We start from the raw sequence: 13,002 nt of genomic DNA, 5'->3' as shown, positions 1-13,002 counted from the left end.
ATGGATATTCTTGCCTTGAATTGCGGGAGCTCATCGGTCAAATACCAGCTGTTCGACTGGGACCGGAAAGAGGTCATCGCAAAGGGGATGGTAGAGCGAGTCATTATCGGGGACTCCTTCATTCTGCATGAAGTGCCGGGACGGGAAACGTACCGGGAAGAATCGGAATGCCCGGACCACCAGGTTGCCATCGACCTCATCATCAAAACCCTTACAGATCCGGTACATGGCGTCATGACCGACGTGAACCAGATCTCCGCAGTCGGGCACAGGGTGGTCCACGGCGGGGAGAAGTTTACCCGGTCCGTGATGATAGACGAGCAGGTCCTCGATGCAGTAAAGGAGGTTCAGCACCTTGCTCCGTTGCACAATCCTCCCAACATTGCCGGCATCGAGGCGGCGCAGGCTCTTCTGCCTAAAGTTCCTCACGTAGCCATTTTCGATACCGCGTTTCATCAGACGATGCCCGAACATGCCTACCTTTATCCCGTACCGTACGAGTGGTACGAAAAACACGGCGTTCGCCGTTACGGTTTCCATGGCACATCTCATCTCTATGTTTCTAAAAGGGCAGCCGTACTTCTCGGGAAAAAACCGAGCGAGTGCAACCTTGTTACAATGCATATCGGCAACGGCGTTTCACACACAGCCATAATGGGTGGCGTTTCCGTGGATACCAGTATGGGTCTCACTCCACTGGAAGGTGCCGTGATGGGTACCCGTTGCGGGGATATAGATCCGGCAATCCCCGCCTTCATGATGCAGAAGGAGAATCTTTCCGCCAAGGAGATAGACAGCATCCTGAATAAGAAGAGTGGGGTCCTGGGCATTACCGGTCGCTTCACGGACCGTCGCGATGTCATTGAAAACGCCAACAACGGCGACCGCCTCTGCAAGATCGCCCTCGATATTGAAGCCTACCGCCTTCGCAAGTATATCGGCTCCTACATGGCCGCAATCGGTCGACTTGATGCCGTTATCTTCACCGCCGGCGTAGGTGAGATGGGATGGCCGATCCGCGAGAAGACCATCGAAGGGCTGGAACATATCGGGATTCATCTCGACAAGGAGCGCAACAAGAGCGCAATGACCAGAAAGCGTGAGACGCTGATCACGACCGACGATTCCCCGGTTAAGGTCTTTGTCATTCCCACCGACGAGGAACTCGTCTTCACCGAGGATGTGGCGGCCATTCTCGCCGGAACCTATACCGACCATATGCACTTCGAATATTCCTTTGGGAAAAACGATTTCGTGCGCAAATGATTATATGCAGCAACATGGGGCATCGGAGCCATACCATTACATATGGAGTCCGTTGCTCCTTTTTTCGGAGTTTTCTTTTCATCTTTTTCTGATATTCATTTACTGAGGAGGGAAACACCATGCATCTGATGGATCAAATCAAGGCTAAGGCGAAGAAGAGCCTCCAGACCGTCGTTCTTCCGGAAAGTTATGACGAGCGGATGCTGTACGCCGCTCAGCAGATTACGGCAGAGGGGCTGGCGAAGGTGGTCATTCTCGGCAATGTTGATGAAGTAAAAGGGGCCGCTGCCGCCAAGGGAGTGAACCTCGCGGGGGTCGATCTCCTTGATCCCGCAGATTCCCCTAAACTCGAACAGTACATAGATGCTTTTGTCGAGCTGCGGAAGAGCAAAGGGCTTACCAGGGAAGAAGCAAAGCAGCTCCTGACGGCCAAGGACAACCTCTATTATGCAGGCATGATGGTTCGTCTCGGGGATGCAGGCGGGGAGGTGGCGGGAGCCACCAGCACAACCGGCAATGTCCTCAAGGCTGCCTTCCAGACTGTCGGCACCGCTCCGGGCATAAAGACCGTATCGTCGTTCTTCCTCATGATTACGAAGACCCCTACATTCGGGGAGAATGGTGTCGTTCTCTTCGCCGACTGTGCAGTCAACCCCAATCCCGATGCTCAGGCGCTGGCGGAAATCGCCGTTGCCACAGCCCGCAATTGCAGCTCCTTCCTCGATGTGCCGGCGCGTGTTGCAATGCTCTCTTTTTCCACCAAGGGAAGCGCGAGCCACAGCGACGTTGACAAGGTGCTGAAGGCGATGGATATCGCCAAGGGAATCGATCCTTCGTTGCAGATCGACGGCGAACTGCAGGCCGATGCGGCGCTGCTTCCGAAGGTCGGGGAGAAGAAGGCTCCGGGAAGCCCCGTTGCCGGAAAAGCAAATGTACTCATTTTCCCCGATCTTGATGCCGGGAACATTTCATACAAGCTTGTTGAGCGTGTGGCCGGGGCGGAGGCGATCGGTCCGGTTATTCAGGGGCTTGCAAAGCCCGTGAATGACCTCTCCCGCGGTTGTTCGGTGGATGACATCGTCAACGTGGCGGCGATTACCGCTGTCCAGGCACAGGGGTAGACGAAGAACCACCTCAGGCATTTTTGTAGACGAAAGGCCGCCGGTACAGTGCCGGTGGCCTTTTTACGTTGGGGTGCGGGATTCTCCTCTTTCGGAAGCACACTTCAGATAAGCGTGCCCTCCTGCGCCGTTCCCTGCGGGGCCTCTCCGTGCTCCAGCCAGTAAATCCAGACCAGAAGCTCTGCAACGGCGACATAGAGTTCGGGGGGAATGAATCGATCGAGGTCGACCTGCATGAGCAGGCTTACGAGCTCCGGAGATTCATGGACGTATACGCCGTTCTCGCGTGCGAGTGCGATCATCGCTTCGGCTGTAGCACCCTGCCCCTTGGCCACGACACGTGGGGCATAGTCCCCTTTCTTGTAAGCGAGAGCCGCCGCTTTCTTCCCTTTCCCGGAATCATCCCTCACGGCTGACCACCATTTCCATCAGGCATATTCCCCTTGCAGAGAGTTCGGAACGCAGCTTCCCCTCGTGCTGTTCCATGCGCGTTTCCGTATCCGGCCTCTCTACGTTCAACGCCACCGTCAGTTTCCCCTCGATCAGAACGAGGTGCGCCTTCACATTTCCCAGCTCTGGAAGGTCCAGTTTAACCGATGCCTGCCACTGCTTAACCTGCTCCTTTTCCGGCTCGGGTTCACGTTCTCCCACCGTCCATTCCATCTGCTGACCGGGCCATGCTTCACCGTTCCAGGCGAATAATCCTCCCTGGAGAAGGGTGAGCTGCTGGCGGACGAGGGGAAGCGTCTGCGGGTCGGCAATTTCCGTCCTTCGGCTCTCCTGTGCAGCCAGGGGCTTCTGCTGTTCTTCTCCGTGAATCACCGTCAAACGGCGCCTCTCCGGGGCATCGGGTAGTGCCGCAGGCGAGGAGGGCTTTCTTTGGGAAAGTCTTCCCTGCGGCTCCCGCTGCAATTCTTCGAGATCCCTTTTACCCGCCGCCCATTCCGCCAGGTGGCTCTCGTAGAAGACTCCGCTCTCGCCAAGAGCCTCACGTAATCGGGCCGCAAGCATAGTGGCGCCTCCGGACGAGACTTCCTGTTTCGACAGGAGTGGAAGCGTGGATAAAGGCTCGTTTTGCGGTGGAGTCCGGGAGAGGAGGGCAAGGAGCCGAGCTGTTTCGCTGACATTGGCGGGTTGTCCGCTGGTGGCCGACGCGCCGAGACTGAAGGTAAGACGCGGCTTGTCGCCGATGAAGGTGAGCGGCACCGTTTCTCCAGGCTTTACAGTGGATGGAAGATTCATGTCGAGAACTTCACCCGCGATCTTTACGAGGAAACGCCCTCCGGCAAGCCTCTGTAGCACCTCGCCCCGCACTTCCTGCCCCGGATCCAGGTGCAGGGGGGGCTGCCGGTCGTGACGTGCTTCGATAGTCCCCTGGGCGCTGTTTCCGGAGATCCTGCCTAAGAGGCGGATGATGTCTGCGGTATCGACGATTCGCATTCGCGTCTCCCGTTCGGTTCGTCAGGAATATTGTCAGATGGTACGGTGCTCTGGGAAAGGGGAAGACTGACGGTAAAAATGCTTCCAGCGCCGGGTGTGCTTGCTACCTCGATGCGTCCTCCATGCTCCTTGACAATCCCGTAGGAAACGGAGAGGCCGAGCCCAGTCCCTCCGGGTCTGGTGGTGAAAAAGGGGTTGAATATCTTCTCCCTTTCTTCGACTTTTATTCCTTTTCCTGTGTCGGCTACCGTTACGTCGCACCACCCTGCCTCGATTCGACAGCGGCTGGAAAGGGTAATGGTTCCTCCTCCCTCGATGGCCTGAATGGCGTTGAGAATGAGGTTGGTGAACACCTGGCGCAACTGGTCGCCGTCCCCTTCGATGGCGGTGGGATCAGGATCATGATCAGTCACGATGCGAATACCCTTCAGCGGAACATGGTGGCCGACCTGCCTGACGATTTCGTCGAGGAGGGGGGGGATGTTTACTCTTCCCAGGTGTTTCCGCTCCTGGCGTGCGAAGACAAGAAGATTCCCCACGATCTTCTCCACCCGTCCAACCTGTTGCAGGATCGTGTCGACCTCTTCCCGGTTCTCCTCATCCTCGGGGATAGCCATCTGCAGCAGTTCGGCATTCCCTCGAATGATCGCCATCGGATTGTTGATCTCGTGTGCGACGCCGGCAGCCAGTTCCCCTACTGCCGCAAGCTTACCAGCACGTACCAGTTCCTGCTGCGTCTTTAGGAGGAGGGTATTCTTCTCTTCCAGCTCGTGGGTGCGTTCAAGCACCTTCCGCTCAAGATCGTGATTGAGGAGGCGGATGTCTTCCTCCCGCTGGGCGAGGGTTCGCGTCATGTATGAAAACTCGTTTGCCAGATCGCCGATTTCGTCTCCGGACTTCACTGCGATGGGTAGGTTCCGCTCCCCGGCTGCGATTCTGCGGGCCACGTTTTCGAGCTGACGTACCGGACGCGCGAGCCTGGAGCTGACTAGCCCCGATATGACGATTCCTATTGCGAGGCCGCAGAGGAGGACGATGGCTGAGACGAGTGAGAATTCGCGCCGCATCTCCACGTACGGCCGCTCCAGCATCCCCACGTAGAGGGACCCGATAATGTTGCCGTCCACGTCGGAGATCGGGTCATATGCCGCGAAGTACCAGTCATCTACTACGAAAGCGCGCCCGATCCACTTCTCCCGCTGGAGGTTGACTTTCCGATATACCTCTTCGGAAAGGCGTGTGCCGATCGCGCGTGTGCCGTCGGCGAAGGAGACATTAGTGGCTATCCGCAGGTCATCGAGAAATATGGTGGCTGTGCCCACATCGCGGTCACCAAACCTTATCCCCTCGAAGACGGTGCTCTTGATCCGGTCCACCAGAGAGTTGTTGCCGTTGAGCATCTTTCCACCGTAGAGGGCGCCGATGATGCGGCCGTTGGAGTCACGTACGGGGGCAGCCGCCATTAGGAACATCGCCGACTTTTCCACCGACTCGGCACGCTGCCGTGCCCGTGGAGTCGGCAGGAGCCGGACGGCCGCCCGGGATGCCAGATCGGCTCCTTCGCGGGCTGTCTCTTCCGGCGACATGAGGTCCGTTCCCACCGCAACCTCTCCCTGAAGCGCCCTCCTGATAAGAGAATCGCCGGACTTGTCATCGCCGCGCGTCGAAGGGTTATGTGCCCGGAACACCACCTTACCCTTCAGGTCGATCACGCTGAAGACGTCGAGCCGCTCCCCATGAAGGAGCGGAACGAGCACGGAGCGCAGCCGCTCCCGGTCGTTCCTTGCTATGACGGCCGCGTTGAAGGGATTACCGGCGGTGAACTTCACTACCTCACGGATATGCTCAAGCTCGCTTCCATATACGGACCTGGCTGCGTTCAGATCGGTGCGAACCTTTTCCTGGGCCTGGCTGGCAATGCGCGAGTTTATGACGGACAGGCCGACGAGCCAGCAGACAATGATCGCCGCTGTAAGGGGAAGGAGCGTGGCAAGGGCGAGCTTCACCCGGATGGGGTAGCGGCGCGGCTTCATGGCGTTTCCGGTGAAAGATTGCCGCTGCTCGGGACAGAAATTTCATATTCGAGTATTTTGCGGTCGAGGGTCTTGCGGGAAATGCCTAGGATTTCCGCGGAGCGGCTTTTGTGGTAGCCGGTACGCTTCAGGATCAGCTCGATATGCTCCCGCTCGACTACCTCAAGGGAGGCCAGCCGGTTTGCCGGGGGCTCCTCGACAGCTGACGCCCCTCGCAGGGGAATGACATCCGTGGTGATGACATCTCCGCGGGCAAGAATTGCAGCCCGTTCCATGACGTTTTCCAGTTCCCGTACATTCCCCGGCCAGCGGTAGCCGTTCATGATCTCAAGAGCGTCGGGAGATATACCGCGCAGTTCCTTCCCCGCCCGGCGCGCATACTTCCGCAGAAAATGGATGGCAAGGGGCTCTATGTCCTCGGGACGCTCCCGCAGCGGCGGGAGGTTGATGGTGATCACGTTGAGACGGTAGTAGAGGTCCTCCCGGAATCTGCCTTCCCGCACTTCCTTTTCCAGGTCCTTGTTGGTGGCTGCCACGAACCGGATATCCACGCTCTTCGGCTTCAGGGCTCCGACCGGGATAAAATCACGCTCCTGGATCACCCGCAGCAGTTTTGCCTGCACCGCCGGGCTCACATCGCCGATCTCGTCGAGGAAAAGGGTTCCCCCATCCGCCTCTTCCAGAAGCCCCTTCTGCGCGGTTACCGCACCAGTGAATGCGCCGCGGACATGGCCGAAGAGCTGGCTTTCGAGGAGAGTCTCGGTAAGGGCAGCGCAGTTTATAGAAAGAAACCGTTTGCTGCGCCGCGGGCTGTTGTCATGTACCGCTCCTGCGATCAGCTCCTTCCCGGTTCCTGACTCACCCAGGATCATGATGTTTGCGTCGCTTGCCGCCACCTGAAGGGTAAGATCGTAGACCTTCCTGAACCGGTGGCTCGCGAAGATGATGGAACCCCCGGTTCCCGGGCGTGACAGTTCTTCGCGCAGTACCCTGTTTTCCTGCCGGAGCTGCTCTTTTTCAAGGATGTTGCCGATGACCCCGAGTATCTTCTCCTTAGGGAAAGGCTTCGTCACGTAGTCCGAAGCGCCCAGGCGGATCGCCTCCACCGCCGAGTCGATGGTGCCGAAGGCGGTCATTACCACAACCGGAAGGGAGGGTCGCAGCTTCTTCACCTGCTTCAACACCTGAATGCCGTCCAGGTCGGGCATCCGCACGTCCTGTATCAGCAGGTCCGCATCGTCCCCGGCACCGCTTTCGAGGCGGGAGAGCAGGCTCTTGCCGTCGGCGAATGTTTCGACCCCCAGTCCTTGACCCTTCAGCATCTTCGCAAGGTACTTCCTGATTCCTTCTTCATCGTCACATATCAGTATGGCAGTTGTCATGGCGGCATCTCTCTGAAGTTCATTCGGCGCCGAAAGCGACTTTTTGTCCGGGACAAAATGATACAAAGACGGACAAAATTCCACAAGAAAAGAATCTTTCATAGAGGCCCCACCTCGTTCCTCCGGTTCCCAAAGCTACAGATTTCGATGCGTTGCGCAGCCTAACCCTGTTTTGTCTACGTGTAAACAGGTTGGCACAACGCTTGCGCTTTTACCCGACATTTAACAAGAACCGGGCCGAAAGGCCCGCATCATACAGGAGGTTGATGTTATGGGTATTTCACGCAGGCAGTTTCTGCAAGGAGGGGCGCTGGCGGCTGCAGGACTCGCCGTATCGGGCAAGCCGGGGGAGGCGAGCGTCGACGCTCCCGACCTTCGCACCAAGGGATTGAAAACAACTACTACTGTCTGTCCTTTTTGTTCGGTCGGGTGCGGCCTCATCGTTCATACGAAAGACGGAAAGGTTGTAAATACCGAGGGAGATCCGGAGCACCCCATCAACCGTGGCTCCCTCTGTCCCAAGGGGGGGGGCGCTGTTTCAGATAGCCAACAACGAGCGCCGTCTTCAGAAGGTCATGTACCGGGCCCCCGGCTCCGACCGCTGGGAAGAGAAGAGCTGGGACTGGGCTCTCGACAGGATCGCCCTGCGGATGAAGGATACACGCGACCGCACCTTCAAAAAGACGGAGGTAAACAAGAAGGACAACAAGGAATACGTCGTCAACCGCACCGACGGGATGGCTTTCTTCGGCGGTGCAGGCCTCGACAACGAAGAGTGCTACCTCTGGTCCAAGTTTTCCCGCTCCTTTGGGGTGGGGCAGCTGGAGCACCAGGCCCGACTTTGACACTCCTCTACAGTCGCCGGTCTGGCGGCTTCATTCGGTCGTGGTGCCATGACCAACCATTGGATAGACCTGAAGAACTCCGACGTGATCCTCGCCATCGGCTGCAATCCCGCGGAGAATCACCCCATATCGTTCAAATGGATCGAGGAGGCGATGGACAACGGAGCCAGTCTCATTTCCGTCGATCCACGCTACACTAGGACTTCGTCCAAAGCTGACATCTACGCCCAGGTCCGCCCGGGCACCGACATCGCCTTTCTCGGGGGGCTGATAAACTACGCTCTCGAAAAGGGGATGATCCACGAGGAGTATGTCAGGGAGTACACCAACGCGAGCTTCATCGTAAATGACACATACAGCTTCCAGGACGGCATGTTCTGCTCTTTCGACGACGCTGAGAAAAGCTACGATCCGAAGTCGTGGGGCTATGCCCTCGATGGTACCGGAAAGCCGCGCCGCGACCCGAGCCTTCGGGACCAGAACTGTGTCTACCAGCTCATGAAGAAACACTACAGCCGGTACGACATCGAGACTGTCTGCTCTACTACCGGCACGAGAATGGAGGATTACCTCAAGGTCGCCCGCGCCTTCTGCGGTACCGGCCGCGCCGACAAGTCGGGCACCATCCTCTATGCCATGGGAATCACCCAGTCGACCCACGGAAGCCAGAATGTACGTGCGGTAGCGCTCCTGCAGATGCTTCTCGGGAATATCGGCATCGCCGGCGGCGGGGTCAACGCCCTCCGCGGCGAGAGCAACGTCCAGGGTTCCACCGACTACGGGCTTCTTTTCCACATTCTTCCCGGATACCTGAAGTCGCCTGAATTCGACAACACCGACCTGAAGACCTATGTCGAGAAGTGGACCCCCAAGACCAAAGACCCCAAGAGCGCCAACTGGTGGGGAAACACTCCAAAGTACATAACCAGCCTTCTCAAGGCATGGTACGGCGACGACGCCACCCCCGAAAACGGCTTCTGCTATGAATACCTCCCGAAGCGGATGGGAAACTACAATTACGTGAAGGTCATGGAGAAGATGGGGAAGGGGGAGATCGAGGGGCTGGTCTGCATGGGGATGAACCCCGCGGTCGGAGGACCCGATTCCGTCAAGGCACGAGAGGCGCTCGGCAAGCTCAAGTGGCTCGTTACCGCCGATCTCTGGGAGACGGAGACATCCATCTTCTGGAAGCGCCCTGGGGTCGACCCGAAGTCGATACAGACCGAGGTCTTCATGCTTCCTGCGTGCTCCTCTGTAGAGAAGGAAGGTTCAATTTCCAACTCCGGCCGCTGGGCCCAGTGGCGGTATGCTGCCGTGCATCCCCTTGGCGATTCCAAAAGCGATCTCTGGATCATAGACCAATTCCACAGGCGGCTGAAGGCTCTCTACACCAGGCAGGGCGGAGCCTTCCCTGAGCCGATCACCCGGCTTTCCTGGAGCTACGGCAACGGTCACGAGCCGGACGTACACCTGGTGGCGAAGGAGATCAACGGTTACTTCACCCGCGACATTGAGATCAAGGAGAAGGACAAGATCCTTTCGTTCAGGAAGGGTGACCAGGTCCCCATGTTCAAGTACCTGCAGGATGACGGCTCCACGACAAGCGGCTGCTGGATCTACTGCGGGTCCTACACCAACGATGGGAACCAGATGGCCCGCCGCGACCAGTCGGACCCGACCGGTCTCGGTTTGTTCCCCAAGTGGTCCTGGTGCTGGCCGGTGAACCGGCGCATCATCTACAACAGGGCTTCGGTCAACCCGAAAGGGGAGCCGTTCAACCCGAACCGCCCGCTCCTTGCATGGAACGGGCTGGAGAAGAAGTGGCAGGGGGATGTGCCCGACGGCCCGTGGCCCCCGATGGCGGACGACAAGGAAGGAAAGTACCCCTTCATCATGATTCCCGAGGGGCACGGCAGGCTCTACGCCCTCGACATGAAGGACGGACCATTCCCGGAGCATTACGAGCCGGTGGAGAGCCCTGCACGGAACCTTCTATCGAGGGTGCAGACAAATCCTGTTGTGAAACTCCCCAAGGATGTCTCCAGCGATACGAGCAAGTTTCCCTACATCGGAAGCACCTACCGCGTCACCGAACACTGGCAGGCGGGGGCCATGACCCGCAGCCTGCCATGGCTCGTGGAGCTGGTTCCGGATATGTTCGTCGAGCTGTCTGAAACCCTCGCGAAGAAGAAGGGAATACGGCAGGGGGACAAGGTGCGGGTATCCACCGAGCGGGGAAGTATCGAAGCGGTGGCCCTCGTTACCTCCCGCCTTAAACCCTTCGAGGTGGACGGCAACCTGGTGGAGCAGGTGGGTATGCCGTGGCATTTCGGGTATGCCGGCCTTGCGACCGGTGACAGCGGCAATGTCCTTACCCCGTCGGTAGGGTGCGCCAACACAGGCATCCCCGAATTCAAGGCGTTTCTGTGCAACATCGAGAAGGGGGGGAGGAAAGGATGAGCTCCGGCACCATCGACTTCAACAAGACAAATACATTTCTCATAGACACCACAAAGTGCACCGGATGCCGAGGATGTCAGGTGGCGTGCAAGCAGTGGAACCAGCTGAAGGGGGAGAAGACAACCTTCTTCAGCGGGGAGGGATATCAGAACCCTCCCCAGATGTCGGAACATACATTCACCCGGGTGAAGTTCAAGGATTACCAGAAGCAGGGACAGAACGAGTTCGCGTTCTACAAGGAGATGTGCATGCATTGCAACGAGCCTGCATGCGCTTCCGTCTGCCCCGTCGGGGCCTTCCGCAAGACCGCCGAAGGCCCGGTTGTCTACCTTGCCGATAAGTGCATCGGCTGCCGTTTCTGCATGGTGGCTTGCCCGTTCGGCATTCCCAAGTACGAGTGGAGCAAGGCGTTTCCACTCGTGAAGAAATGCACCGGCTGCTACAGCCGTGTCAGGAACGGGCTCCAGCCTGCTTGCGTAACCGCCTGTCCGACTGCCATATCCTATGGTACCCGCGCAGAGATGATTAAGGAGGCGGAGAAACGCCTGCGCAACAGGCCTAAGCGCTACTTCCCCACCATCTACGGGAGGGAAGAGGCCGGCGGGACTAGCGTTCTTTATCTGACCCACCAGCCTCTCGACGAGCTCGGATTCAAGCCGGTAACCAAGCGCCCGCTGCCGTCCTATACCTGGGATGCGCTGCGGCTTGTCCCCGGCGTCTTCCTGACCGTCGGCGGAGGGCTTTCGCTGATCTCCTGGTTCAGCCACCGGAAGGAGCGCATCCGGCGCGAAGAAGAGGAGGACGGTCGCTGAAGCACAGCCATCTCGCCGCCGTCCTCTTCGCAGGCGGCGTCATATTCGCGCCCTTCCGCCGTCGGCTTCTCCTCAGGCTCCTCGACGTAGCGCTGCTACGCCTGCGGGCCATCGGTCGGCGCCGACAACGGAATCATCGCGAATCTGACGCCGCTGGGGCAGTCAAACAGGTGCGACGATCTGGCTGTTTTTGAGCAACCTTCAATTTCCAGTTCTAAGGCTTTCTTGTGCCGTCCGTCCGGAAGTTGCCGGGATGCCGACAGAGCGAATTCGGGAAATTTCGTCGCTGCTCTCTGCGAAATGAGCTCAGGCAGCCAGACGGCTGCCGCGAATGAGCCATAGAGCAGCAGAAATTTCTCGTCTGAGCGGCGGAGGTGTCCCGGCAGCTTCCGCACCCACGTGTTCTATTATCAGACGTATCAGGAGGAATCTCCATGACAGCAGCTGCACGAGTTATCATCAACGAAATAAAAGGGTACCACCGCTTCCTGAAGTTCATGATCTTCCTGGTGGTGCTGGGAGCGTTGGCCTCCGCCGTCCGCTTCATCTTCGGCCTCGGCGCCACCACCAACCTCAATGACACCTACCCGTGGGGACTTTGGATATCCTTCGACGTCGTCACGGCAGTTCCCCTGGCGGCGGGTGCATTCACCATCGGCGTAGTCGCCCATGTCTTCCACATCAAGCGCCTGGAGCCGCTGGTCCGCCCTGCCATCATCACCGGCTTTCTCGGCTACTCCCTTGTCTGCATCGGCCTTCTCCTCGATCTCGGGCAGCCGCACAAGGGTTGGCACACCCTCGTCTACTGGAACGTTCACTCCCCGATGTTCGAGGTATCCATGTGCGTGATGGCGTACACCACCGTCCTTTTCCTGGAGTTTCTGCACCCGGTGTCGGAGAGGTTCGGGTGGCACATACCGCTGAGGCTGCTCCGCAACCTGGAAGTCCCCTTCGCGGTGCTGGCCGCCTCCATTTCAACCCTGCACCAGTCGTCTCTGGGAACCTTCTTCCTTATCGCCGTCGATAAGCTCCACAATCTCTGGTACAACCCGCTCCTGCCGCTCCAGTTCTGGCTCTCCGCGATTTTCACCGGGCTCTCCATCATCATCTTCGAGGCCACCATGGTGCACCGGTACATGAACCAGCCGGACGAGACGGAGCTCCTCAAGACCCTCACAAAGATCATCCCGTGGGTTCTCGGCGTCTACCTGGCGGTCAAGCTCTACGCCCTGGCGTTCCTGAGCCACGGCAGGCTTTTCGACCGGCCGGTTCTGACGACCCTCTTTCTCGTGGAGGTTCTCGGGGGAGTTGTGCTGCCGATGATTCTTTTCACCCTGGAGCGGTGCCGCACCGACAGCCGACTCCAGCTTCGCGCCGCTACGCTGGTCATATGCGGGCTCATTCTCAACCGCTTCAACGTCTCCATGTTCGGGATGATCCAGCCGGATCAGCAGATCTACTTTCCCTCTCTCCTCGAATCGCTCGTCACCATAGGGATCATCGCGGCCCACGTCCTCTTCTTCGTACTGATCGCGAAATATTTCCCGGTGTTCGAGCACCATCCGGAGACAGTGGATTACTCGATCCCGGATACGTTCAGAAAGATCGACAAAGGGACAAACGGCGTAGCGAACGAGGTCTGA

General features: G+C 58.4%; 8 protein-coding genes and 1 pseudogene. 5 read left to right on the top strand and 4 right to left on the bottom strand.

The features are described 5' to 3' along the window. On the top strand, positions 1 to 1,266 hold the full coding sequence (locus CFB04_RS07080) for an acetate kinase (RefSeq protein WP_088534620.1): 1,266 nt from the start codon (positions 1 to 3) through the stop codon (positions 1,264 to 1,266). A 119-nt stretch (positions 1,267 to 1,385) separates the two neighbouring features. Continuing rightward, positions 1,386 to 2,387 (top strand): phosphate acetyltransferase, encoded by a 1,002-nt coding sequence (pta, locus tag CFB04_RS07075; protein WP_088534619.1) that lies wholly within the window; start codon positions 1,386 to 1,388, stop codon positions 2,385 to 2,387. Between the two features lie 104 nt (positions 2,388 to 2,491). On the opposite strand, the gene CFB04_RS07070 is transcribed toward pta, so the two are convergent. The 4 genes from CFB04_RS07070 to CFB04_RS07055 are packed head-to-tail and all read right to left on the bottom strand — an operon-like array spanning position 2,492 to position 7,242. Continuing rightward, entirely contained in the window at positions 2,492 to 2,797 is a 306-nt protein-coding gene (locus CFB04_RS07070) for an EscU/YscU/HrcU family type III secretion system export apparatus switch protein (RefSeq protein ID WP_088534618.1), read from the bottom strand. Then, positions 2,787 to 3,827 carry a flagellar hook-length control protein FliK gene (locus CFB04_RS07065; RefSeq protein ID WP_088534617.1) on the bottom strand — a complete coding sequence of 347 codons (1,041 nt, stop codon included), beginning with the start codon at positions 3,825 to 3,827 and terminating at the stop codon, positions 2,787 to 2,789. Before CFB04_RS07065 ends, CFB04_RS07070 begins: the two co-directional genes overlap by 11 nt. Then, entirely contained in the window at positions 3,788 to 5,860 is a 2,073-nt protein-coding gene (locus tag CFB04_RS07060) for a cache domain-containing protein (RefSeq protein ID WP_088534616.1), read from the bottom strand. The genes CFB04_RS07065 and CFB04_RS07060 overlap by 40 nt, the downstream gene beginning before the upstream one ends. Continuing rightward, on the bottom strand, positions 5,857 to 7,242 hold the full coding sequence (locus tag CFB04_RS07055) for a sigma-54 dependent transcriptional regulator (protein WP_088536735.1): 1,386 nt from the start codon (positions 7,240 to 7,242) through the stop codon (positions 5,857 to 5,859). The genes CFB04_RS07060 and CFB04_RS07055 overlap by 4 nt, the downstream gene beginning before the upstream one ends. A 271-nt stretch (positions 7,243 to 7,513) precedes the next feature. On the opposite strand from CFB04_RS07055, the pseudogene fdnG reads away from it, so the two are divergent. From fdnG to nrfD, 3 genes and pseudogenes are all read left to right on the top strand, one after another. After that, positions 7,514 to 10,547 (top strand): annotated as a pseudogene (gene fdnG / locus CFB04_RS07050) (formate dehydrogenase-N subunit alpha). Then, positions 10,544 to 11,359 carry a 4Fe-4S dicluster domain-containing protein gene (locus CFB04_RS07045; protein ID WP_088534615.1) on the top strand — a complete coding sequence of 272 codons (816 nt, stop codon included), beginning with the start codon at positions 10,544 to 10,546 and terminating at the stop codon, positions 11,357 to 11,359. The pseudogene fdnG and the gene CFB04_RS07045 overlap by 4 nt, the downstream one beginning before the upstream one ends. Before the next feature lie 434 nt (positions 11,360 to 11,793). Next, entirely contained in the window at positions 11,794 to 13,002 is a 1,209-nt protein-coding gene (gene nrfD / locus CFB04_RS07035) for an NrfD/PsrC family molybdoenzyme membrane anchor subunit (protein ID WP_088534613.1), read from the top strand.

The organism is Geobacter sp. DSM 9736 (genome assembly GCF_900187405.1).
In the GTDB taxonomy this organism is placed as follows: domain Bacteria; phylum Desulfobacterota; class Desulfuromonadia; order Geobacterales; family Geobacteraceae; genus DSM-9736.
Note: the sequence above shows the minus strand (reverse complement) of the source record. Positions and strands in the feature narration are given on the sequence as shown.

Excerpts from the sequence above, each read along its gene's own strand:
- nrfD (WP_088534613.1), top strand. The coding sequence starts at position 11,794 with ATGACAGCAGCTGCACGAGTTATCATCAACGAAATAAAAGGGTACCAC.
- pta (WP_088534619.1), top strand. The coding sequence starts at position 1,386 with ATGCATCTGATGGATCAAATCAAGGCTAAGGCGAAGAAGAGCCTCCAG.
- CFB04_RS07080 (WP_088534620.1), top strand. The coding sequence starts at position 1 with ATGGATATTCTTGCCTTGAATTGCGGGAGCTCATCGGTCAAATACCAG.
- CFB04_RS07055 (WP_088536735.1), bottom strand. The coding sequence starts at position 7,242 with ATGACAACTGCCATACTGATATGTGACGATGAAGAAGGAATCAGGAAG.
- CFB04_RS07045 (WP_088534615.1), top strand. The coding sequence starts at position 10,544 with ATGAGCTCCGGCACCATCGACTTCAACAAGACAAATACATTTCTCATA.
- CFB04_RS07060 (WP_088534616.1), bottom strand. The coding sequence starts at position 5,860 with ATGAAGCCGCGCCGCTACCCCATCCGGGTGAAGCTCGCCCTTGCCACG.
- CFB04_RS07065 (WP_088534617.1), bottom strand. The coding sequence starts at position 3,827 with ATGCGAATCGTCGATACCGCAGACATCATCCGCCTCTTAGGCAGGATC.